The organism is Nonomuraea guangzhouensis (genome assembly GCF_019396345.1).
In the GTDB taxonomy this organism is placed as follows: domain Bacteria; phylum Actinomycetota; class Actinomycetes; order Streptosporangiales; family Streptosporangiaceae; genus Nonomuraea; species Nonomuraea guangzhouensis.
The window spans coordinates 1-20,761 of record NZ_JAHKRM010000007.1; the positions used below are offsets into that span (position 1 = coordinate 1).

Below are 20,761 nucleotides of genomic sequence, written 5' to 3' on the forward strand. Positions count from 1 at the left end.
GCTCGTTCAGGTGCGGAAACAGCACCCTGAACCGCGAGACAAGCTGATCGCGGACCTCGCTCGGTATGCCCATACCAAGTCAACGAGTTCAAGATCGAAAAGCAACGCCTTATTTCTTGACGGCTCCACTACCTGCGCAACCTGCTCACCACCGTGCCCAAATCGGCGCAGCCGTGGGTGGCCACGCTGGTGCGCACCATCTTCGACCAGCCCACCGCCGAACAGGTCCGCACCCAGCACGCCTGGGTCATCAACGCCCTGGAAGCCAAGTACCCGGCCGCCTGCGAGCACCTGGACGCCGCCCGCGACGACCTGCTGGCCTTCGCCGCCTTCCCGCGCGAGACCTGGCGCCAGATCTGGTCGAATAACCCACAGGAGCGGCTGAACAAGGAGATCCGCCGCCGCACCGACGTGGTCGGCATCTTCCCCGACCGCACCGCGATCATCCGTCTCGTCGGCGCCGTGCTGGCCGAACAGACCGACGAATGGACCGAAGCCCGCCGCTACATGGGCCTGGACATCCTCGCCAAAGCCCGCCTCCGGCTCATCGTCGGCGACACACCGACCCCGAACCCACTCCCACAGACACTTACCGCTTAACCTGCAGAAACAGGATCACGCGAAGATCGATTCATACACCACGTCCGTGGACGTGACCTCTGCCGGTCTCTTTATGGCCGTCTTTGGTGGTGGCGGAGGATCAAGAACTGTCCGCCTTGGCATGCTCACTTGTATATTCCGCCGCGGGACGTTTCTGTCACCCGGATACGACCTCTCGGGGCGTACGGTTCCCACGGCGCGTCTCGGTGGCGTGAAGACTTCATCCGTCGCGCTCGAACACGAGCTCGCCAGTCGCGTTGTCACGGCGTACGTGCATCAAGCTAGGCCCGTACTGATAGCTAGGGTGCCGCGCTGCGAGGTCAAGGCGGACACACCAGATCGTGCCGCTTGCCCCGGGCGCTGATGCCAAAAGGGCCTCAATAAGCCTGGCGGTAGCGCGCTGGTACTCGCTGGTGACGCCACACCCCCCGCGTCTGCTCCCGTTCGTGATGCCCCAGGCGTAGAAGCCATCGCCGTCCCCAAAGAGGTATTCCTGCGGCGTGTGGGAGGAGCGTGGCGACGGCTCGACGCGCCAGCGGATCCCGGCAGCCAGCAGCGAGAGCATGTCCTGGAAAGTCATGTAGCGAAGCTATGACTCTGAGTAGCCATCCTCCATGGACGGCGTGTCCTACCTGTGCTGACAGCCTCAGATGACCAGGACATCGTGTCCTACTTCAGATTTCGAGGGTGCTGGCCAGTGATCGAATGGCCGCCGAAGGGCGCGTTTCCCTTTCTCGGATGCTCTCCACTAGCTGGCGGGCAACTGTCTGGTGGCGGAACCACACCACCGATTGGGAGCGGGCCTCCATCAGCCGTTCGGTAGCGGTGGCCAGATGCCTGTTGTCAAGGTGAGCCTGTCCGACGTCCAGCAGGTGCCGACCGTAGGCGATGCCGGTAAGGTCGCCGGGCTGAATACGCCGGGCGGCTCGTAGCGCCTTCTCTGGCTCTCGCCGCACCGTGTAGGCGTGGGTCTCCTGTGTCGCTACGGCGGCAGGGCCGAAAGAGGTGTTGTAGAGGGCGACTCGGCGGCCGAGCCGCTGGGCACCGGCCATCGCCAGGTGGATGTAGCCGGCCACGTCTCGACCAGCCGCAGCAGTGGGTGCCAGAGCGGTCATCACTAGGTTGCCCCAGGCCGCCACGTGGTGATGTGGTGCTGAAAAGGCAGGCTCGATGCGTTGCGCCATGGTGGCGGCGAGACGTTCGGCCTCCTCCAAGCGGGCCTGATGCAGTAGCACCCAGGCGTAGGTGGCATGCAGGGTGGCCCACAGCAGTTCGTCAGTCCCACTGCGTGCGACCCTGATGGCACGTTCGGCGCCGATCGCGGCCAGATCCTCGCGGCCGAGATGGACCATGACGCTTGCGGCCAGGTCGTAGGCCATCGCCAGCGGGTAGACGGCTGCTTCACCCATAATCGAGTGGGTGAGCCTGGCTTCCAGGATCAGATCGGGCAGACGGCTGATCAAGGTGGCGAAGTCGCCCTTCCAGTAGGAGCGACACGCCTGATCAACCGCTTCGGCGATATCGCGTAGCGGAGTTGGTTCACCGTCGTGGCCGTCATCCAGGCCGGGCAGGAGCGACGGCGACAACAGAGCATTGCGAAGATCCAGGACGCTTGCTCCGTCACGGCCGGTCCCGAGTTGATCGCGCTTGCCGACCAACTTGCTCAGTTCGACGTCCAGAGCGTTGGCCAGTTTCATGAGGGAAGTAAGGCGGGCAGAGCTGCGCTGTCCCTGCTCCAGCTTGGCGATCAGGTCACGGGACAGGCCCGACCGCTCGGCAAGCTCCTCCTGCGTGAATCCCCGATCGCGTCGAACCGCCCGGAGACGCGAACCGATCGTGCCAGCGTGGGTCATCGACTCGGACCTTCCTCCGCATATCTCCACAATTCGCGATCAGCAATGCTGTGGCCTGGCGTTACGTGGAGTAAAACCCAGCAATCCTTGCCAGTCTGCCGAGGGAGAGCCGGAAAGGAAAGCGCCGGGATCAACACCCTCTTCCAGGACCTCGCGCCCTGCTAACCGATCGCGCGCCGATCAGCCAGTGATCGGCGCGTTCACGGTCAGCGTCTCCTCGCCCGCCGGTCCGTTCAGCCGGATCGAGAGCTCCCAGACGCCGGTCATCGGGAACAGCTCGCCCTCGGCGATGAAGTGGCCGGGCTCCGGCTCGCGGGCGGTGATCTCTGGCATGGAGTGGCCCATCGCGGGCATCACCGCGGACACGGCCACGCCGTCCGGATCGCCCGAAGTTGGCCGTACGTCCACGGTGACGCGGCCTGTGGTCGGCCGGTCGATCAGGACGGTGGCGGTGTAGCGCGTTCCCGTAATGGTCTGGCGGAGCGGGTCGGGGGCCGAGCTTCTGCCTACGATGAGGAACGCCGCTACCGCCACCGCGAGGACCGCGACGGCCACGGCCGCCCGCCTCACGACGAGTTTTCCGATGCCGTGATGTCCCGCCTCATGACGGGCTCCCTGATGCCGTGACGTCGACGGTGAAGGGCACGGTCACGATGCGGTCGCCGGTCGCGTACTGGGCCCAGGCGAAGTACCGTCCCGCCGACGGGAAGCTGAAGGTGAAGTGCAGTCGGGGGCCGGGTGAGCCCATCTCGTGTATGTGGCCGAGGAAGGTCCCGTCCTGGCTGCGTACGATCAGATGGCCGGTCATGCCCAGCCAGGGACGCACGGTGCCCGACGTGCCGAGTTCGATCGTCGTCGGGCGGCCCGCGACGGGAGCGGCGGGCCGTAGGAGTGGCGGCGCGGCGGCCTCGACGGGAGTCTCAGCTGTGACAGACGCGGCAGGGTCGCCGCCGACGCGGAACTCTCCGGCGAGGAGTTGTCCGCCGGAGTCCTCACGCTCCAGCTCGGCATAGGCCAGATACCGGCCCGGCCGGTCGACTCGCATCTTTACCTCCAACCGCCCCGGCGCCGTGCGCAGCGGGTGTACGTGGCGGAAGTAGCGACCGTCCTCGCTGGTCACGATCACGTGGGCGAGGGCTTCGTGATGGAGGACGAGATCGTCCACGGGCCGCCCGGTGGATCCGTCGATGAGGTCGAACCGCAGCGTGAACTCCTCTCCGGAGGCTGGGCGAGCCGGGGCCGTCACCACCAGGCCTTGCGCGAACGGGCGCCCACCCGCCAGCGCCCCGGCCGCCGTCCCCGCACTCGTTGCCACAGTCGGCGCCACCGTAGGTGCGGCGCCGTCGGGCGGGGCGGCGGGCAGCATCGGCTCGAAGATGACGGCCATGGCGGCTACCGTCACCCCGATCGCGGTGCCGCCGGCCAGCAGCATCGCCGGACCGGGACGGGTCAGTGCCCCGGTGAGCAGACCGCCCACCATCAGCAGGGCCGCCACAAGCAGGCCGCCGTAGATCAGCAGGTCTCCCGCCGACCCGCGGTCCACCAGGACGCGGAACGGCAGCACGGCGACCTCGTTCCCGGCCCGCAGCGTGAGCTCGTGCGGGCCGGTCGCGTCCACTTTGAGCTGGATGTACTGGGGGTCCCGCGCCGCCCGCGCCACGCCCGTCACCGTACGGCCGTCCGCGACCGAGCGCACCTCCAGCCCGACCGGCAGGTCGGTCACCGGCTGGAAGGCGATGACACCGATCTGCAACGGCCCGGGCACCCGCTTGGTCCCCTTGATCACGATGGTGAGCTCCGTGCCCGCGATCGTCTGGGCGATCCGCAGATCCGCTCCGGCCGTGACATTGTGCGCGGCGGCCGGAGCGGCCCCCGCCAACATCAGGACGGCGGCGAGACAGAGGACCCGGAGGACTCGGATCATGCCCGCTCGGCGTCGGGCGCGCTGGCCGGAACCGGCCCACTGTCGGCCGCACTGGCCGCAACCGGCCCGGCGTCGGCCGCAGTAGGCGGAACCCGCTCGGCGTCGGTCGCGGCGGCTGGAACCGGCTCGGCAGCGCCCCCGCTGGACGGAACGGCCTCGGCGGTGACCGCATTGGGCAGGAACAGCGCTCCCAGCGCCAGCCCGATCAGCCCAGCCACAATCGGCGCCCCGGTCCACAACTCAGGAACAGCAGGCAGCCCCCCAGCCGCCACCGACGCAGCCCCCATATACATCGACCACGTAAGGAACCCCGACAACCCAGCGAACGCCCAGTAAGCCCCCCGCCGCCCACCCGAAGGCCGCAGCCACCAGATCAGCAGGTCACTCACAAGCCCCGCCGCCACGAACGTCAGCAGAATCGACAGGTTCCCGAACGCGGTCTGCGCCCCCGACATCAAGATCCCCACCGCATGGAGAATCGTCACACTGCCGAACGGCAGACTCCACCGACGCGCCAGCAACAGCACAGGCGCCAGCGTGACCACGTTGCTGATGACCATGGCACTGGCGATCCGGTCAGCCCGCGTGCCCTCCACCGACGAGAAAGCTTCGACGATGCCCGGCCCGCTCCACTGCAGCGCATCGGCATACCCCAGGAACAACGACACCAGCGTGGTAGCAAACGCCAGCCCGATCAGCGACGGCAGCAGCCGCCCGAGCGAGGGCCGCGGGCCCAGATCGGGGGCGTTCCACGCGGAGCGCAGCGGCGTGGTGATGATGAGCATCATCGTCACGATCAGCCCCAGATGCGAAGGGCTGAACAGGATGTCGATGGTGGTCTCGATGCCGAGGAAGGTATGCCACATCAGGTCGAAGAGACCGAAGACGGCGAACGCGGGTATCGCGAGCAGCCCGGCCAGATACCCCATGGGCACCGCCGCCACTCCCTGGCGGCCGGTCCGGGTGTTACGCCACACCTGCCAGATGATCCACCCGGCGACCGCGGCGAACCCCGAATAGAACGCCGCATGCCACGGCGTGAAGAACGTCTCCAGCTGCGCCAGGTTGCTGTGCGCCCACGCGTCGATCATCAAACCGATGCCGAACCAGACCCCCAGCAGGGCCGTGACCAGGTCCGTCCTGGGTGACACCCACCCGCGTGGCTCCCCCGAGTCCGCGAGTAATCGCCGTATTCCGGCATTGTCCAAAGCCATGTCGAGGCTCCTCTCATCTAGATCAAATCTTGGCAGACATAGCTGGGAGTCGCGAAGATCGGGGATTGACAACGATGTCAGCCCAAGCGCTTGATAGTCCTATGTCGTCCGCACCACTGCTCGAAGCCCGGGAGATCGTCAAGAGCTACGGCCACGTCGAGGCGCTGCGCGGCGCGGACTTCAGTCTGTCACCCGGCGAGGTCGTGGCGCTGATCGGTGACAACGGAGCGGGCAAGTCCACCCTGGCGAAGATCCTGTCGGGCACCGAACGGCCGGACTCGGGGGAGATCGCCGTGGACGGCGAGCCGGTCGTGTTCGGGTCCGTCGAGGAGGCCCGGAGCGCCGGGATCGAGACCGTCTACCAGGATCTCGCGCTCTGCCCGGACCTGAGCCCGGCGGGCAACTTCTTCCTCGGCAGGGAACTGCTCAAACCGGGCCTGCTCGGCCGGCTCGGCTGGCTCGACAACGCCGCCATGCGCGGCCGTACCAAGGAGGCCTGTGAACGGCTCGGCGTCCAGCTCAAGTCACAGGTCGCGCCCGTGTCCACGCTGTCGGGCGGGCAGCGGCAGGGCGTCGCGGTCGCGCGGGCGGTGACCTGGGCCCGGCGGGTGGTGTTCATGGATGAGCCGACCGCCGCGCTGGGCGTCCTGCAGACCCAGCGGGTGCTCGACCTCATTCGCGGCGTTCGCGACTCGGGCGTGGCCGTCGTGCTGATCAGCCACAACATGCAGGACGTGAAGGCCGTCTCGGACCGGGTAGAGGTGCTGCGATTGGGCCGGCGGGTGGCCAGGTTCGACACGGCGAGGGTGTCCATGGAGGACCTGGTCGGCGCCATGACGGGCGCGATCGAGCACGAGAACGACAGGTGAGCGCCATGGAGCGGGTGCGGCTGCGTGACCGGCAGGTGGTGTGGATCGCCGCCGTGCTCGCCGTGCTGCTGGTGACCTTCTCGGTGCTGCGGCCGGGCAGCTTCGCCACCTCCTTCAACCTGCTGAACCTGGTCAGCGACGCCGCCATCCTGCTGCTCCTGGCCACCGGCATGACGTACGTGATCATCACGGCGGGCATCGACCTGTCGGTCGGCGGGGTGCTGGTGTTCTCGGCCGTGGCCGCCACGAAGATCATGGACGCCACCGGCTCGCTCCTGCTCGGCGCGGCGACCGCCGTACTGACCGGGCTGGCCTGGGGCCTGCTGAACGGCGTTCTGGTCGCCAAGGGCCGTATCCCGGCGCTCATCGTGACGCTCGGCACGCTGGGCATGTCGCTCGGCGGCGCGCTGCTGCTGACGGGTGGCGTGGACCTGCGCGCGCCCGGCGACCTCAACCTCGGCCTGGGGCTGGCGCGCTGGCTCGGCGTGCCGCAGATCGCGTGGATCTGCGCCGCGATCACCGCCGTGCTCGCCGTCGCTCTGGCGCGCACCCGCTTCGGCCGCCACACGTACGCGATCGGCTCCAACGCCGAGGCGGCCCGCCGCGGCGGCGTGGCCGTGAACAGGCACCTGATCAGGGTGTACGGCCTGGCGGGGCTGCTGGCGGGCCTGGCCGGATACCTGTCGCTCGCCAAGTACGGGATCACCGGCGTCTCCGCCCACTCCACCGACAACCTGCAGGCCATCGCGGCCGTGGTGATCGGCGGCACCTCGCTGTTCGGCGGCGTCGGGACCGTGGTCGGGACGGTCATCGGGGTGTTCATCCCGGTGGTGCTGCAGAACGGGTTCCAGATTCTCGGGGTGCGGCCGTTCTGGCAGCAGGTGGTGGTGGGCGCCGTGCTCGTCGCCGCCGTCTATGTCGACCAGTGGCAGCGCGGCAGGCGCGACCAGTAAGGAGACGACCATGCGCAAGGCTTTGGCACTCGTGACACTGTTGCTCACCGTCGCGGCCTGTGGTGGTGGGACGACAACCCAGAGTGGCCCCATCAAGGTCACGCTCATTCAGGGCCTGGCGGGGGAGGAGTTCTACGAGACCATGGCGTGCGGCGCCAAGGCCAAGGCCAAGGAGCTGGGCGTGCAGCTCGACGTACAGGGGCCGCAGAAGTTCGACCCGACGCTGCAGACGCCGATCGTCAACTCGGTCATCGCCAGTAAGCCCAGCGCCATCCTGATCGCGCCCACCGACGTGAAGGCCCTGATCGCGCCGCTTACCCAGGCCAAGCAGCAGGACATCAAGATCATCCTGGTGGACACGGTGGTCGACGATCCGAACATCGGCCTGTCCAGGATCAGCAGCGACAACGTCAAGGGCGGCGCCGCCGCCGCGAAGGCGTTGGCCGAGCAGATCGGCGACAAGGGCAAGGCGCTGGTCATCTCCACTGACCCGGGCGTCAGCTCGGTGGACGCCCGGATCAAGGGCTTCGAGGAGGAGATCAAGGCGAATCACCCGGGGATCTCCTATCTCGGCGTGCAGTACTCGCACAACGACGTCAGCGAAGCCTCCAAGATCGTGAACGCGGCGCTGGCCAAGGACCCGGACCTGGCCGGGATCTTCGCCACCAACCTCAACTCGGCCACCGGCGCCGGCTCCGCGCTCCAGCAGGCGGGCAAGCTGGACAAGGTGAAGATGGTCGGCTTCGACGCCGGCCCCGCACAGGTCAAGCAACTCCAGGACGGGGTCGTGTCGGCCCTGATCGCCCAGCTGCCCGGCGAGATCGGCGCGAAGGGCGTCGAGCAGGCCGTCGCCGCGGTGAAGGGCCAGCCGGTCACCGCCTCGATCCCGACCGACTCCACGATCGTCACCAAGCAGAACCTGAACACCCCCGAGATCCAGAAGGTGCTCTACAAGGCAGGTTGCTGAAGGCCGATAGGCTGGCCCGGTGCGGAGTACGAGCCGGGCCGAGCAGGCTGACCAGCGCAGGGCGGAGCTCCTGGAGGCGACCCGCAAGGTGGTCCTGGAGCGCGGCCTGGCCCACACCCGGATCGCCGACATCGCCAAGTCCATCAACGTCAGCGGCGGCCTGATCCACTATCACTTCGCCACCAAGGAAGAGCTGATCACCGCCATGCTGCGGGCCACCCTCGACATCGAGGGCGCCCGCCTGGCGGAGCTGGCGGCCGGTCCCGGCAGCGCGATCGACCGGCTGGACCGCGTCCTGCGCTACTACATCCCCGAGTCCCGCTCCGACCAGAGCTGGCTCCTGTGGATCGACGCCTGGAACACCGCCCTCCGCGAGCCGACGGTCAGTGAGATCATGCTGGACCTCGAATCGGCCTGGCTGGCGGCGCTGACCCAGGTCCTCGCCGAGGGCACGGAGTCGGGCGAGTTCAGCTGCGCGGACCCGGCGGCCTCGGCCGAACGCATCGACGCCATGCTGGACGGCCTGATCATCCGCTACACCCTCCATCCGGAGGTCCTGACCCGCGCGCGTCTGCTGGACCACGCGCACACGGCGGCGGCCAGAGAAGCCGGCATAGAGCCGACGGCCTTCACCTAGGAAGGCGCTTTCCCGGGCGGCCTGAAAAAAGAACCTAGGCCGGCAGCGCGGCCAGGAGAAAGGCAAGGCGGGCGGCGGCGCCTTCGACGTCGTCCGTCGTGCCGAGCCGGTATCCCCACGAGGTGATGAAACTTCCACCCTCGGACAGGGTGACGGTCTCGGCCAGGGTGGCGGAGAAGCGGTTGCGCACCGACACATAGGCGGGGTCGCTCGAAAGAGCGAGGTTCTGTACCGCCAGGTCGGCGTGACGTCCCGCGTACCAAGCGAACTGCTCAAGGTTGAGCGCGGTATCAAGCATCATCCGTCACCTCCGCAACGTCTCCGCGACAGAATTGCACGATCTTGTGGCGGGAGGCAAGCAATTGCGGCGGTTAATGTGAGGATTGTTTTCGATAATCGTCAAGAATGCTGATGATGACGTCCCGGCCGCCCTCGTCGAACTCCGCGCACTTCGCGTAGTCCTCGAAAGCCCGCACGTAGAACGCGATGTCGTCGGGGTCCCGCAACACCAGGTCCTTCGTCATCGTGGCCAGGCCGATCATGGCCTCGTTGTAGATCCAGAACCCGTTGATCGGCGACGAGGGGATCTCGGTGGTGAACGGGATCACCCCGAACTCCACGTTCGGCAGCGTGCTGACCGCCAGCAGCCGGTCGAGCTGGCCGTGCATGACGTCGAGCGGGGCGATCCGGGTGCGCAGCGCCGACTCCGTCACCACGAACCTGAACGTACGGCTGCGGTCATAGAGGATCTCCTGGCGCTGCATCCGCACCCGGACCGCCGCGTCGATCTGGTCGGCGGCGCTGTAGAGGCGCTTGACCTTGCGGAACACGTGCCTGGCGTACTCGGACGTCTGCAGCAGCCCGATCACGATCGACGGCTCGAACACCCGGAAGAGCTTGGTGCGCGCCTCCAGATCCCGGATGTCCTCCTGGAGCGCGGCCAGGCCGCTGCGGTGCCGCTGTTTCCAGTCGTCGTGCCGCTCCAGCAGCGCGATGGACTGCCTGATCAGGTCGTCCGCCGTGTCCGGAGGCGCGTTCACGGCAGCCGCCCAGACGACCACGTCGTCCTCTGTGGCGGTCTGCCGGGCGTTCTCCAGGCGCGACACCTTCGACGGCTGCCAGCGCAGCCTTTCGGCCAGCTCTTTGCCCGAAAGGTGAGCGGTCTCGCGCAACTGGCGTAGCTGGCTGCCGAGGTCGATGCGCGCCTGCTGAAACGACGTCACCGCATGAGGCTAGACGGGGTTGCGTGGATCATGCCAGACCCGGTTTGCAATTGTGATCAATCGATAGCGAAGGGTGCCCTGTCCATGGTAGGGAAATCGGTTGCCGCGGACAGGACCCGGCGGGCGATTTCGGTGATGAGCTCGCGGGGGACCTCCACCGCCGTCTCGCCATCGAGTACGTCGCGGAGATCCGCGAGCGCTTCTTTGTCGGTGAGTTCGAGGCCCTGGATGACGATCGTGCCCCGATCCGTCTCGTACAGGGTGGGGCAGGCGCCCGCCTCCGATGTGGAGCCGAGGAACCGCATGCGCATGACTATCCTTCCCCGAGTATTGCAATTGCGCGCAATTGTACGACTCGGGCGGATATATGTGATCGTTTTGGGGAAAATAGGTATTTAGGGACGGTCGAGAAGTCCTCCCATGAACTCCTGAGCCCTCGCGAACAGCGCCAGCGTCGTGGCGTGCAGCAGGTCGCCGATGTCCCTGGGGGCCTGGCCGGCGCAGGCTCTGGCGTGGCTGCCCTCCAGCACGATGCCCAGCTTGAAGCAGGCCAGCACGGCGTACCAGTCGATGGCCGACAGGTCGCGTTCGGACAGCGCCGTGTAGTAGGCGACGAGTTCGCCCGGCTGTGGCAGGCCCGGGACGTGGTCGTTGTTCGACGGCCAGGTGGCCAGCAGCCAGCCCAGATCGAGCAGCGGGTCGCCGATCGTGCACATCTCCCAGTCGACGATCGCCGCCACGCGCGGGCCGTCGTGGGCGAACATCAGGTTCGCGAAGTGGTAGTCGCCGTGCATGACCCCCGGCGTGAACGTCGCGGGCCGGTGTCGCTCCAGCCACTCGGCCGTCTCGGCGAGATGGGGGATGTCGGGTCCGGGGTAGCCGTCGAGCCGGCCGTAGGAGTCGAGCTCCTTGAGCCAGCGCGGCACCTGCCGTTCCAGGAACCCGTCGGGCCGGCCGAACCCCGGCAGCGCGGCCGGATCGACCCGCCCCAGCTCGGCCAGCGCGGCCGCCGCCTCCAGCCCCATCCGGTGCCGGATCGCCGGATCGGCGGCGTGCGGCTCGGGCAGCCCGGTCGACGGGTTGAACCCGTCGACCGGCTCCATCAGGTAGAAGACCGGCTCGTCGGCCGTCTGCGCGGCCACCAGCCTCGGCGCGGGCACCGGCGTGTCACGCAGCACCGCGAGCACCCGCGCCTCCCGGCGCAGCACCTCGTTGCTCTTCTGCCGGGCGTGCAGGGGAGGTCTGCGCAGGATGTACGGGGTGCCGCCGCGCTCGAAGCGGACCATGACGTTCTGCGTGCCGCCGAGGACCGGTACGGCGCCGCTGATGTCGCCGCCCGGCAGGCCCTGGGCATCCATCCAGGCGCCGAGCGCGCCGAAGTCGATGACGCCGACGTCGATGTGGGTGGAGGTCATCGCCGCCCTCTTGTAGAATGATGTTCTAGTACCCTATGAGACCCCCGTTCGAGCGGTCAACCGAGCGCCTGCATGAACGGCAGGAACTGGCGGCTCCTGTCGCCAGGCAGGTCCCCGCCCCGCACCATGAGCGAGACCGTCCACGGGTTGCCGATGCCGTGCTCACCCGCCCACCTGACCAGGCCGTCCTTGGCCAGGTCGAGATCCAGTCGCACGACGCCGCCCACGTGCAGGGCCAGGTCGCCGATCAGCGCCTCGGCGGTCTCCTGGTCCCGCGCCACGACCGGGCCGATGACGACCTCGTCGTCGTTGCGCCACGCGTGGCCGAAACCGCCTTCGGCGATCCGCACCTGCTCCCCGAAGCCGAACATCCGGCGCAGCAGCGCCGACCGGTCCGTGCCGAACACCTCCGTGTCCAGCGCCAGGATCTCGTCGAGGTCCGCCGCCGTGGCGGGCCGGGTTCTTCCGGAAGGCTCGCCCCGGAAGACGCCGGTGTGCTTGGCGACCCTGCCGACGGTACGGAAGCCGAGCCGCTCGTACAGCGGGCGCCCGTTCTCGGTCGCGTGCAGCGACACGGCGCGGTCTCCCGCCTCCCGCAGCGCGTGCTCCATCAGCTTGCCCGCCAGCCCCTGCCTGCCGTACCTGGAGGCGGTCAGGACCATGCTGATCACGGCGTGGTCGTGGCCGTAGCGGGTCAGGATGGTCGTCGCGGCCAGGCCGTCCCCGTCGGGCGCGTCGATCCCGTACACCTCGCCGACCTCGAACAGCAGCCCCCACTTGTGCCGCTCGGGCGGCCAGTCGCGGTCCTGGGCCAGCCGGGTGCAGTCGTCCAGGTCGGTGGGGGAGAGCAGACGCGGGTTCATGGCGGACATCTTCCTGGTCCCCGGCCGCTCGTTCAAAACGATTTACTGGGCGTGTGGAGTGTGTTGTGGCGGTTGATGTGGGTGGCACGACGATGAAGGGCGGGCTCGTCGGCCGTGACGGGGCGCTGTTGTACGTGGAGCGCCGGGTCACGCCGCGTGCCGAGGGGCCGGAACGGGTGATCGCCGCCATCTCGGCCTTCGTCACGGACCTGTCCCGCCCGCGCTCGGTTGGCTTGGACGGTGGGGTTCTGGAGCCTGTCGCGGTGGGGCTGGCCGTGCCGGGGCTGGTGACGGCGACGCACGCGGTGTTCTCCGCCGCGTTCGGCTGGCGTGATGTGCCGGTTGAGGCGTTCACGCAGGTGAGCCTGCCGGTCGCGCTCGGCCACGACGTCCGTTCGGCGGGGGAAGCCGAGCTGGCGTACGGCACGGGCTCCGATGTCCGCACGGGCTCGACCGGCTCCGACACCCGGTCCGGTGCCGGAGATGTGCTGTACTTGCCCATCGGCACGGGTATCGCGGGCGCGGTGGTCCTGTCCGGGAGCCTGTACGGCGGAGCCGCCGGCTGGGCGGGCCAGATCGGCCACATCCCGGTATGGCCCGACGGCGTCCGCTGCGCCTGTGGCCAGCGCGGCTGCCTGGCGGCGTACGCCTCGGCCTCGGCCATCGCATCCCGCTGCGGCGAGGACTCCGCCGCCGACGTGGTCGCCCGCGTGACGGCTGGCGACGCTCGGGCGGTTGCGGTGTGGAACGAGGCAGTGGAGGCGCTGTCCCTGGCTCTCGCGACGTACACCCTGCTGCTCGACCCCGCCCTGGTCGTCATCGGCGGCGGCCTCTCCTTGGCAGGCGACACCCTGATCGCACCCCTTCGTGACCGCCTGCCGACCCTGCTCACCTTCCGCCACCCGCCTGCCCTGCGCGTCTCCGCCCTCGGTGTCCACGCGGGCCTCCTGGGCGCGGGCCTCCTGGGCTGGCGTGCCCAGGAGGACCACTTATGAACTGCCACGAGTGTCCGGGAAGCGTGCTTGGTCAGCCCACGACACGCTCCGGTGTGTCCAGCCAGATGCGCTGGCCCTCGGCGGTGACCGTCATCCCGAAGCGGTCACGACCGGGCTCGCCCCAGCTCACCCACTGGAAATAGGCCTCCACAGCCTCCTGCCAGACGGCCCGGTCGCCGATCTGGAAGGCCTCGTACTCCTCACGCTTCGGTTCCCAGGTCGCCGCCGCCCACTGGTCGCTGCCGCCGATCACCCACATGCGGAAGAAGTCATCACCCCGGTAGGTGGCGGAGCGGAGCCCGGTCAGCGCCGAGATCGCCAAGTCGGCTCCGGCGGAGGCGTGAGCGACGGCACGCGGATCGATCCTGGTCTGGAACTCACGAGCGGATGCGGGGTCGACGTCGCTGAGGTCGGCTGGGCGTTGAGAGCGCATCATCATGTACGAGGCGAACCCCGGGAAGCGGCCGGTCGCCGTGCCGTCCGGACCGACCACCAGCCGAAGCGCGTGGTCGGTGCCGAAGCCCGGGCAGTACGGCGCCACGATCACCGCACTCGGCCGGGACTGCTCGACCCAGGCGTAGGGCACGGTGTGGATGCCGCAGGTGACATGCACCCGGTCATAGGGGCCGCCGTCAGGCAGGCCGTCGGCCCCGTCGCCGGTGATCAGGCGCGGCTGCACCGCGGCGGCGGCGAGGTTCTTGGCGGCCCGCTCGGCGACGGCGGCATCCACCTCGATCGACGTCACGCTGCCCTGCTCACCGACCAGGTGGGACAGCAGGGCGGCTGTCCAGCCGGTGCCGGTGCCGATCTCCAGGATCCGATTGCCAGGGTCGGGGTCCAGGAGCTCCAGCAGGTGCGCGACCGTGCTGGGAGCCGAGGACGACGACGTGTACTGCCTGGACGCGGCCCTGATATCGGACTTGCCGTCGTCGAGCTGGGTGACGATCGAGTGCTTGGAGTAGACGGTCTCCCACCACCGGCCGGGATCGGCATCACGGTCGATGATGAACGGCTCGTCTTCGTCTGCGGCGGCCAGCGCCACGGCTGGGATGAACAGGTGGCGCGGCACCGCGCGGATCGCCGCCTTGACGGGCTGCCCGATGTCCCCGCACACGTCGGCGTGATCGATCAGTCGCTCGATCCGCTGAATGGTGTCGTCGTCCATTACTTCTGGCCGTCTTCGGGGTCCTCGGCGTGTGAGCCGCCGGGCTTGCGCAGTTGGTCGAAGTTGCCTCCGGGATCGGGCTTGAATGGCTCGTCCTTGGGGCTCTTGGGGTCTTCGTGCTTGCCCACGTAGATCTCCTTCTCCTCACTGGCCATCCCGTCGTAACCGTACGACTACGGACTGAGACCAGACAAGCAGATCAGGGCAGCAGCGTCGCCGGTACGTCGATCGGCTGGGCACGTAGCTGCTCGCCAAGCGCCTTGGCCTGGGGATCCATGCGGGGGCTCGCCGCCACACCCCTGCCCAGCAGGCCGTGGACGACGAAGTTGAGCGCGTGCAGGTTCGGGAGCTCGTAGCGGGTGATCCGGTAGGCGGCCAGACCGGGGAGGAGCTTCTTGAGGCGGTCCGTCGTCAGGTGCGCCTCAAGCCAGTTGTACCGCTCCGCCGTGTCGGCCCAGACACCCAGGTTGGCGTTGCCGCCCTTGTCTCCCGAGCGGGCGCCCGCGATGCGGCCCAGCGGGGTGCGGACAGTGGGCTGGTCGTCTGTGGCGTCGGCCCACCGTGGTTGCGCGACCGAAGGCATCCCCTCACGGTCCGCGACCGACGGCACCCGCACGTCGTCCACGGGCAGCGGCACCTCGTCCCCGTCCAGAAAGACACGGGGACGCACCTCCGTAGCCGGTACCAGGACCGGCCAGTACACCCCGTACGGCGACGCGCTGCCCGGCGGGGTGAGGCCGTAGAAGCCGGGGTAACTGGCCAGCCCCGTCTCCACTACGGCCGAGGAGAAGGCCCGGCCGGCCCGGCGCTGGTCGGCGTCCATCACCGTGATCCGCAGCAGCCCCCCGTCCTCGAGCGTGACGTCCACCGCGTCGAACGACTCCCGGGGGATCCTGGCCCAGAGCGCCTCCTCCGCCAGGCGGGCCTTGGCCTCGAGGTCCAGGCCCGTCAGCACCAGCGTCATCGTGTTGCGGTATCCGGCCAGATAGTTCACCGCGACCTTGAGCGTGCCGGGCGGCGGCTCGCCGCGTACGCCCGAGACTCGGACCCGGTCAGGGCCGTCGTCCGACAGTGTGATGGTGTCGAAGCGGGCCACCACGTCCGGCCCGAGGTAGCGGGGGCCGGCGATCTCGTAGACGAGCTGGGCGGTCACCGTGCCGATCGAGACCAGGCCGCCCGTCCCGGGGTGCTTGGTGATCACCGAGGAGCCGTCGGCGTGCAGCTCGGCGATGGGGAAGCCGCAGTGCGCCAGATCCGGTACGTCCTGGAAGAACGCGTAGTTGCCGCCCGTGGCCTGGCAGCCGCATTCGATGATGTGGCCCGCGACCACCGAGCCTGCCAGGGGATCGAGGTCGTCGGGCCGCCAGCCGTACCGCCAGATGCCGGGGCCCGTCACCAGGGCGGCGTCCGTGACGCGGCCCGTCACCACGACGTCGGCGCCCGCCGACAGGGCCGCCGCGATCGGGCGCCCGCCCAGGTAGGCGTTGGCGGTCAGAGGCGAGGCGGGCGGCTGCTCGCCGGTGTCGGCGTTGGTCAGGTCCAGGTCGCGGCCGATGAGGTCGTCGCCGGTGACGTGGGCGACCCTGGGGGAGAGGCCGAGGCGGGCGGCGAGCTCGTGTACGGCGGCGGCGCACCCGGCCGGATCCAGCCCGCCCGCATTTGTCACGATCTTTATGCCTTTATCGAGACAAGTGGCCAGGACCTGTTCGAGCTGGGCCAGGAACGTCGGCGCGTAGCCGGGGCGGCCCTTGAGGCGGTTCCCGGCCAGGATGAGCATGGTCAGCTCCGCCAGCCAGTCGCCCGTGAGCACGTCGATCGGCCCGCCTTCGACCATCTCCCGCGCGGCCGACAGCCGGTCACCGTAGAAGCCGCTGCAGTTGGCGATGCGCAACGTCATGGAACCCACTTGGCCGGGCGCTTCGCCATGAAGGCCGCGATGCCCTCCTGGCCCTCCTCGGAGGTGAAGCGCTGCGCGGAGAGCGCGGTCATCTGTCGCAGCCCCTCCTCGAACGACACCCCCGGCAGGTCCCTGACCAGCCATTTCGTGATGGCCAGCGCCTCGGGGCCGCCCTTGAGCAGCATTCCGGCGTAGTGCTGTACCGCCGCGTCGAGCTCCTCGGCCGGTACGGCCCGCGTCAGCAGCCCGATCTGCACCGCCCTGGCCGCGTCGAACACCTCGCCGGTCAGGAAGTACTCGGCCGCCGCCCGGGGATCGAGCCGGCGCAGGACCGGCACGGAGATCATGGCGGGCACGACGCCGAGCCGTACCTCCGTGAACGCGAAGGAGGCCGTCACCGGCGCGATCGCGAAGTCGCACGCGGCCACCAGGCCGAGCCCGCCCGCGCGCGCCGTGCCGTTCAGGCGGCAGATGACCGGCTTCGGGCTCTCCCAGATCAGCGCGAGGATCTCCGGGAACGACGCCGTCACCGGCGCGTCGCCCACCCCGGAGGCAGGCTCGACGCGCTGCTCCTTGAGGTCGGCGCCCGAACAGAACACCGGGCCCGCACCCGTCAGCACGATCACCCGCACGTCCGGCTCGGTCAGCGCCCAGTTCAGCCGCCGTTCGAGGTCGCCGAGCAGCCGTACGGACAGCGCGTTCCTGTTGGGCGGCGAGTCCAGCGTGATCGTCGCGATGCCGCCGGCCAGCTCCTTGTGGACCAGGCTCGTCATGGGCTTCCCTCCTGGATGATCGCCAGCACGGCTCCCGCCTCGACCTGCTGCCCCTTCTCGACGTGTACGCCGGAGACGACCCCGTCGGCGGGCGCGGCGATCTGATGCTCCATCTTCATCGCCTCCAGCACCAGCACCGCCTGGCCCTTCACCACGCGGTCACCCGGCTCGACCTCGACCCGCAGCACGCTACCCGGCATGGGAGCGAGCAGGGAGCCGGGCACGACCTGCTCGACGGGCTCGGGCAGGCGGGGCGCGGGCGTCAGCTCGACGGAGCCGCCGGGAGAGTCGACGCAGATCTTCCCGTCGTAGCGGGCTATCTCGAACGCATGCCGTACGCCACCACGTTCCAGGACGATCCTGGACGGCTCCGCGGTGATCAGCTCGATGCCGTCGGGGAGCGGCTGGTAGACGACCTCGGCCTCCTCGAAGACGGCCCGCAGGGGCTGCGACCGGACATTCCGCCAGCCGGAGGGCAGGCTGCGCAGGACCGGCGCGGCGGCCCGGTTGGCGGCGGCCTGCGCCAGGGCGGCGGCCAGCACGGCCAGCTCGTCGATGGGGCCGGTGCCGCTCAGATCGTGCTCGTCGAGAAATCCGGTATGCGTGTCACCCGCCCTGAAATGCCGATTTTTCAGTACGTTCAGCAACAAATCCCGGTTGGTGGTGAGGCCGTGGATCCGTGCGCGTCGCAGCGCGGTCGTCAGCTTCCGTATGGCCTCCTCCCGAGACGAGCCATGAGCGACCGAGCCATGAGCGATCACCTTGGCGAGCAACGCGTCGTAATGAGGGGAGACGACCGACCCGGCCTCCACCCCAGAATCAACCCGTACGTCCCCGGGCACCTCGAAGCGGCGCAGCGTCCCCGTCTGAGGGAGATAGTCCCCGTCCTCCGCGTACAACCGCACCTCGACCGCATGCCCCTGGGGCACAGGCGCGGAGCGGGGCAGCGCCGACCCCTCGGCCACCTCGATCTGCAGCCGCACCAGATCCACCCCGTAGACCAGCTCGGTGACCGGGTGTTCGACCTGGAGCCGGGTGTTCATCTCCAGGAACGCCACCTGATCGCCCTTGACCAGGAACTCCACGGTGCCGGCGCCGACGTAGCCGATCTTCCTGGCCGCTCTGACCGCCGCCGCGCAGAGCTCGTCCCTGATCCGCTGGGTGATGCCCGGCGAGGGGCACTCCTCCACGACCTTCTGGTGCCGCCGCTGGATGCTGCACTCCCGCTCGCCGAGCGCCCACACGGTCCCGTGGCGGTCGGCCAGGACCTGCACCTCGACGTGCCTGGCCCCTTCGAGCAGCGGCTCGACGAACACGGTCCCGTCGCCGAACGCCGCCTCGGACTCGCGCCGCGCCGACGCGATCTCCCGATCGAGCTCGCCGGCGTCGCGCACCACCCGCATGCCCCGCCCGCCGCCACCGGCCGACGCCTTCACCAGTACGGGGAACTCCGTGACGGCCGCCGGCAGCGACGGCAGCACCGGCACCCCGGCCTCGCCCATCAGCCGCTTGGCCTCGATCTTCGACCCCATGGCCGCGATGGACTCCGGCGACGGACCGACCCACACCAACCCGGCATCCAGTACGGCCTGCGCGAAGTCCGCGTTCTCCGACAGGAACCCATATCCCGGGTGTACGGCGTCGGCGCCCGCCGCCCGGCAGGCCGCCACGATCCGCTCGATGTCCAGGTAGGTGTCCGCGGGCTTGGCGCCGCTCAGCCGTACCGCGAAATCGGCCTCGGCCACGTGCGGTGACCCGGCGTCGGCGTCGGAGAAGACGGCCACGGTCTCGATGCCGAGCGACCGGCAGGTGCGGAAGACGCGCCGGGCGATCTCGCCCCGGTTCGCGACGAGCAGACGGGTGATCACGGGCGGAACACCCCGAATCCCGCCGCCTCGGGCACCGCGGCACTGTTGATCGCCGACAGGCACAGCCCCAGCACGGTCCTGGTGTCGCGCGGATCGATCACTCCGTCGTCGTAGAGCCGCCCCGACAGGAAGAACGGCAGCGACTCCGCCTCGATCTGCGCTTCCACCATGGCCCGCATGGCCGCGTCGCCCTCCTCGTCGTACACCTGGCCCCGGGCCTCGGCCGACGCCCGCCCGACGATCGACAGCACCCCCGCGAGCTGCGCCGGCCCCATCACCGCGGACTTCGCGCTCGGCCACGCGAACAGGAACCGCGGATCATAGGCCCGGCCGCACATCCCGTAGTTGCCGGCTCCGTAGGAGGCGCCCATCACCACGGTGAGGTGCGGCACGGTCGAGTTCGACACCGCGTTGATCATCATCGCGCCGTGCTTGATGATGCCGCCCTGCTCGTAGTCCTTGCCGACCATGTAACCGGTGGTGTTCTGGAGGAACAGCAGCGGAGTGCGCGACTGGTTCGCGAGCTGGATGAACTGGGTCGCCTTCTGCGATTCCGCACTGAACAGCACACCTCGCGCGTTGGCCAGAATCCCGACCGGATAGCCGTGCAGCCGCGCCCACCCCGTCACCAGCGAGGCCCCGTACAGCGGCTTGAACTCCTCGAACTCGCTCCCGTCCACGATCCGCGCGATCACCTCGCGCGGATCGAATGGCACCTTCAGGTCCTGTGGCACGATCCCGAGGAGCTCCTCCGCCGGATATCCGGGCTCCTGTACGGTCAGCGGGGCGGTGCCGAGCTTGCGCCAGTTCAGGGACCGGACGATCTGCCGCCCGATCCGCAGCGCGTCGTGCTCGTCGAGGGCCAGGTAGTCGGCCAGGCCGCTGGTGCGGGCGTGCATGCCGGCCCCGCCGAGCGACTCGTCGTCGGACTCCTCGCCGGTCGCCATCTTGACCAGCGGCGGCCCGCCGAGGAACACCTTGGCCCGCTCCTTCACCATCACCACGTAATCGCTCATCCCGGGCACATAGGCCCCGCCGGCCGTGGAGTTGCCGAACACGAGCGCGATCGTCGGCACCCCCGCCGCCGACATCCGCGTCAGGTCCCGAAATATCCGCCCACCCGGGATGAAGATCTCCTTCTGCGTCGGCAGATCCGCGCCACCGCTCTCCACCAGATTGACGTACGGCAGGCGGTTGCTCAGTGCGATGTCGGCGGCCCTGAGCGTTTTCTTGAGTGTCCACGGGTTCGACGCGCCGCCTCTGACCGTGGGATCGTTCGCGGTGATCACGCACTCGACGCCCTCGATCACCCCGATGCCGGTGACCACGCTGGCGCCCACCGGGAAGTCGCTGCCCCACGCGGCCAGCGGCGACAGCTCCAGGAACGGCGAGTCGGGATCGACGAGCAGCTCGATCCGCTCGCGGGCCAGCAGCTTGCCCCGTTTCCGGTGCCGCTGCACGTATTTGTCGCCGCCGCCCGCGACCGCCTTGGCCTGCTCGGCGTCGAGCTCTTGCAGCTTGCCCAGCATCGCCGCGCGCCGCTCC

Annotated in this window: 21 protein-coding genes and 1 pseudogene; 6 read left to right on the top strand and 16 right to left on the bottom strand. The window is 69.1% G+C overall.

Annotated features, from left to right (window positions below; translation table 11 throughout):
• Window positions 1–120 precede the first annotated feature (120 nt).
• Window positions 121–600 (top strand): annotated as a pseudogene (locus KME78_RS15195) (transposase); the annotation flags it as partial.
• A gap of 220 nt (window positions 601–820) precedes the next feature.
• Here the strand turns inward: KME78_RS15195 and KME78_RS15200 are convergent.
• The 5 genes from KME78_RS15200 to KME78_RS15220 form a co-directional block, all read right to left on the bottom strand.
• The gene (locus KME78_RS15200) at window positions 821–1,180 is read right to left on the bottom strand and encodes a hypothetical protein (RefSeq protein WP_219529539.1); all 360 of its coding nucleotides are present in this window, start codon (window positions 1,178–1,180) and stop codon (window positions 821–823) included.
• 94 nt (window positions 1,181–1,274) lie between these two features.
• Window positions 1,275–2,453 carry a helix-turn-helix domain-containing protein gene (locus KME78_RS15205; RefSeq protein WP_219529540.1) on the bottom strand — a complete coding sequence of 393 codons (1,179 nt, stop codon included), beginning with the start codon at window positions 2,451–2,453 and terminating at the stop codon, window positions 1,275–1,277.
• 180 nt (window positions 2,454–2,633) lie between these two features.
• A complete protein-coding gene (locus KME78_RS15210; RefSeq protein WP_219529541.1) occupies window positions 2,634–3,008 on the bottom strand; it encodes a FixH family protein in 375 nt (124 codons plus the stop codon).
• A gap of 46 nt (window positions 3,009–3,054) precedes the next feature.
• On the bottom strand, window positions 3,055–4,377 hold the full coding sequence (locus tag KME78_RS15215) for a DUF8832 domain-containing protein (RefSeq protein ID WP_219529542.1): 1,323 nt from the start codon (window positions 4,375–4,377) through the stop codon (window positions 3,055–3,057).
• Window positions 4,374–5,468 carry a hypothetical protein gene (locus tag KME78_RS15220; RefSeq protein WP_219529543.1) on the bottom strand — a complete coding sequence of 365 codons (1,095 nt, stop codon included), beginning with the start codon at window positions 5,466–5,468 and terminating at the stop codon, window positions 4,374–4,376. The genes KME78_RS15215 and KME78_RS15220 overlap by 4 nt, the downstream gene beginning before the upstream one ends.
• A 224-nt stretch (window positions 5,469–5,692) precedes the next feature.
• Here KME78_RS15220 and KME78_RS15225 point away from each other — a divergent pair, with 224 nt between their 5' ends.
• Genes KME78_RS15225 through KME78_RS15240 form a run of 4 tightly spaced genes read left to right on the top strand, consistent with a single transcriptional unit; the run spans window position 5,693 to window position 9,017 of the window.
• Window positions 5,693–6,460 (top strand): ATP-binding cassette domain-containing protein, encoded by a 768-nt coding sequence (locus KME78_RS15225; RefSeq protein WP_246651141.1) that lies wholly within the window; start codon window positions 5,693–5,695, stop codon window positions 6,458–6,460.
• A gap of 5 nt (window positions 6,461–6,465) precedes the next feature.
• The gene (locus KME78_RS15230) at window positions 6,466–7,413 is read left to right on the top strand and encodes an ABC transporter permease (RefSeq protein ID WP_246651170.1); all 948 of its coding nucleotides are present in this window, start codon (window positions 6,466–6,468) and stop codon (window positions 7,411–7,413) included.
• A 10-nt stretch (window positions 7,414–7,423) separates the two neighbouring features.
• Entirely contained in the window at window positions 7,424–8,380 is a 957-nt protein-coding gene (locus KME78_RS15235; RefSeq protein WP_219529546.1) for an ABC transporter substrate-binding protein, read from the top strand.
• A gap of 19 nt (window positions 8,381–8,399) precedes the next feature.
• Window positions 8,400–9,017, top strand: coding sequence for a TetR/AcrR family transcriptional regulator (locus KME78_RS15240; RefSeq protein WP_219529547.1), 618 nt, complete (start codon window positions 8,400–8,402; stop codon window positions 9,015–9,017).
• A gap of 34 nt (window positions 9,018–9,051) precedes the next feature.
• Here the strand turns inward: KME78_RS15240 and KME78_RS15245 are convergent, their stop codons facing one another.
• The 5 genes from KME78_RS15245 to KME78_RS15265 all read right to left on the bottom strand — a co-directional run bounded on the left by KME78_RS15245 (window position 9,052) and on the right by KME78_RS15265 (window position 12,518).
• Complete coding sequence (locus KME78_RS15245; RefSeq protein ID WP_214639454.1) at window positions 9,052–9,318, bottom strand: hypothetical protein; 267 nt, start codon at window positions 9,316–9,318, stop codon at window positions 9,052–9,054.
• 70 nt (window positions 9,319–9,388) lie between these two features.
• Window positions 9,389–10,240 carry a helix-turn-helix domain-containing protein gene (locus KME78_RS15250; protein ID WP_219529548.1) on the bottom strand — a complete coding sequence of 284 codons (852 nt, stop codon included), beginning with the start codon at window positions 10,238–10,240 and terminating at the stop codon, window positions 9,389–9,391.
• Between the two features lie 56 nt (window positions 10,241–10,296).
• The gene (locus tag KME78_RS15255; RefSeq protein ID WP_308126961.1) at window positions 10,297–10,545 is read right to left on the bottom strand and encodes a hypothetical protein; all 249 of its coding nucleotides are present in this window, start codon (window positions 10,543–10,545) and stop codon (window positions 10,297–10,299) included.
• A gap of 90 nt (window positions 10,546–10,635) precedes the next feature.
• Window positions 10,636–11,655 carry a phosphotransferase family protein gene (locus tag KME78_RS15260; RefSeq protein WP_219529550.1) on the bottom strand — a complete coding sequence of 340 codons (1,020 nt, stop codon included), beginning with the start codon at window positions 11,653–11,655 and terminating at the stop codon, window positions 10,636–10,638.
• Window positions 11,656–11,711: 56 nt separating this feature from the next.
• Window positions 11,712–12,518 carry a GNAT family N-acetyltransferase gene (locus KME78_RS15265; RefSeq protein WP_219529551.1) on the bottom strand — a complete coding sequence of 269 codons (807 nt, stop codon included), beginning with the start codon at window positions 12,516–12,518 and terminating at the stop codon, window positions 11,712–11,714.
• A 65-nt stretch (window positions 12,519–12,583) separates the two neighbouring features.
• Here KME78_RS15265 and KME78_RS15270 point away from each other — a divergent pair, with 65 nt between their 5' ends.
• Window positions 12,584–13,513, top strand: a complete 930-nt coding sequence (locus KME78_RS15270) for an ROK family protein (RefSeq protein ID WP_308126962.1) — start codon at window positions 12,584–12,586, stop codon at window positions 13,511–13,513.
• Window positions 13,514–13,544: 31 nt separating this feature from the next.
• Here KME78_RS15270 and KME78_RS15275 read toward each other — a convergent pair whose 3' ends face one another.
• Genes KME78_RS15275 through KME78_RS15300 form a run of 6 tightly spaced genes read right to left on the bottom strand, consistent with a single transcriptional unit; the run spans window position 13,545 to window position 20,745 of the window.
• Window positions 13,545–14,678 (bottom strand): methyltransferase domain-containing protein, encoded by a 1,134-nt coding sequence (locus KME78_RS15275; protein WP_219529552.1) that lies wholly within the window; start codon window positions 14,676–14,678, stop codon window positions 13,545–13,547.
• Complete coding sequence (locus tag KME78_RS15280; protein ID WP_219529553.1) at window positions 14,678–14,833, bottom strand: hypothetical protein; 156 nt, start codon at window positions 14,831–14,833, stop codon at window positions 14,678–14,680. The genes KME78_RS15275 and KME78_RS15280 overlap by 1 nt, the downstream gene beginning before the upstream one ends.
• Window positions 14,834–14,877: 44 nt before the next feature.
• Window positions 14,878–16,575 carry an acyclic terpene utilization AtuA family protein gene (locus tag KME78_RS15285; RefSeq protein WP_219529554.1) on the bottom strand — a complete coding sequence of 566 codons (1,698 nt, stop codon included), beginning with the start codon at window positions 16,573–16,575 and terminating at the stop codon, window positions 14,878–14,880.
• Window positions 16,572–17,348 (bottom strand): enoyl-CoA hydratase-related protein, encoded by a 777-nt coding sequence (locus tag KME78_RS15290; RefSeq protein ID WP_219529555.1) that lies wholly within the window; start codon window positions 17,346–17,348, stop codon window positions 16,572–16,574. The genes KME78_RS15285 and KME78_RS15290 overlap by 4 nt, the downstream gene beginning before the upstream one ends.
• Window positions 17,345–19,216 (bottom strand): ATP-binding protein, encoded by a 1,872-nt coding sequence (locus KME78_RS15295; protein WP_219529556.1) that lies wholly within the window; start codon window positions 19,214–19,216, stop codon window positions 17,345–17,347. Before KME78_RS15295 ends, KME78_RS15290 begins: the two co-directional genes overlap by 4 nt.
• A complete protein-coding gene (locus KME78_RS15300) occupies window positions 19,213–20,745 on the bottom strand; it encodes an acyl-CoA carboxylase subunit beta (protein ID WP_219529933.1) in 1,533 nt (510 codons plus the stop codon). Before KME78_RS15300 ends, KME78_RS15295 begins: the two co-directional genes overlap by 4 nt.
• Between the last annotated feature and the right edge of the window lie 16 nt (window positions 20,746–20,761).

Coding starts and splice junctions, on each gene's coding strand:
- KME78_RS15230 (WP_246651170.1), top strand. CDS start 6,466: ATGGAGCGGGTGCGGCTGCGTGACCGGCAGGTGGTGTGGATCGCCGCC.
- KME78_RS15200 (WP_219529539.1), bottom strand. CDS start 1,180: ATGACTTTCCAGGACATGCTCTCGCTGCTGGCTGCCGGGATCCGCTGG.
- KME78_RS15215 (WP_219529542.1), bottom strand. CDS start 4,377: ATGATCCGAGTCCTCCGGGTCCTCTGTCTCGCCGCCGTCCTGATGTTG.
- KME78_RS15285 (WP_219529554.1), bottom strand. CDS start 16,575: ATGACGTTGCGCATCGCCAACTGCAGCGGCTTCTACGGTGACCGGCTG.
- KME78_RS15290 (WP_219529555.1), bottom strand. CDS start 17,348: ATGACGAGCCTGGTCCACAAGGAGCTGGCCGGCGGCATCGCGACGATC.
- KME78_RS15245 (WP_214639454.1), bottom strand. CDS start 9,318: ATGATGCTTGATACCGCGCTCAACCTTGAGCAGTTCGCTTGGTACGCG.
- KME78_RS15260 (WP_219529550.1), bottom strand. CDS start 11,655: ATGACCTCCACCCACATCGACGTCGGCGTCATCGACTTCGGCGCGCTC.
- KME78_RS15255 (WP_308126961.1), bottom strand. CDS start 10,545: ATGCGGTTCCTCGGCTCCACATCGGAGGCGGGCGCCTGCCCCACCCTG.
- KME78_RS15280 (WP_219529553.1), bottom strand. CDS start 14,833: ATGGCCAGTGAGGAGAAGGAGATCTACGTGGGCAAGCACGAAGACCCC.
- KME78_RS15265 (WP_219529551.1), bottom strand. CDS start 12,518: ATGAACCCGCGTCTGCTCTCCCCCACCGACCTGGACGACTGCACCCGG.
- KME78_RS15300 (WP_219529933.1), bottom strand. CDS start 20,745: ATGCTGGGCAAGCTGCAAGAGCTCGACGCCGAGCAGGCCAAGGCGGTC.
- KME78_RS15275 (WP_219529552.1), bottom strand. CDS start 14,678: ATGGACGACGACACCATTCAGCGGATCGAGCGACTGATCGATCACGCC.
- KME78_RS15220 (WP_219529543.1), bottom strand. CDS start 5,468: ATGATCGACGCGTGGGCGCACAGCAACCTGGCGCAGCTGGAGACGTTC.
- KME78_RS15235 (WP_219529546.1), top strand. CDS start 7,424: ATGCGCAAGGCTTTGGCACTCGTGACACTGTTGCTCACCGTCGCGGCC.
- KME78_RS15225 (WP_246651141.1), top strand. CDS start 5,693: ATGTCGTCCGCACCACTGCTCGAAGCCCGGGAGATCGTCAAGAGCTAC.
- KME78_RS15205 (WP_219529540.1), bottom strand. CDS start 2,453: ATGACCCACGCTGGCACGATCGGTTCGCGTCTCCGGGCGGTTCGACGC.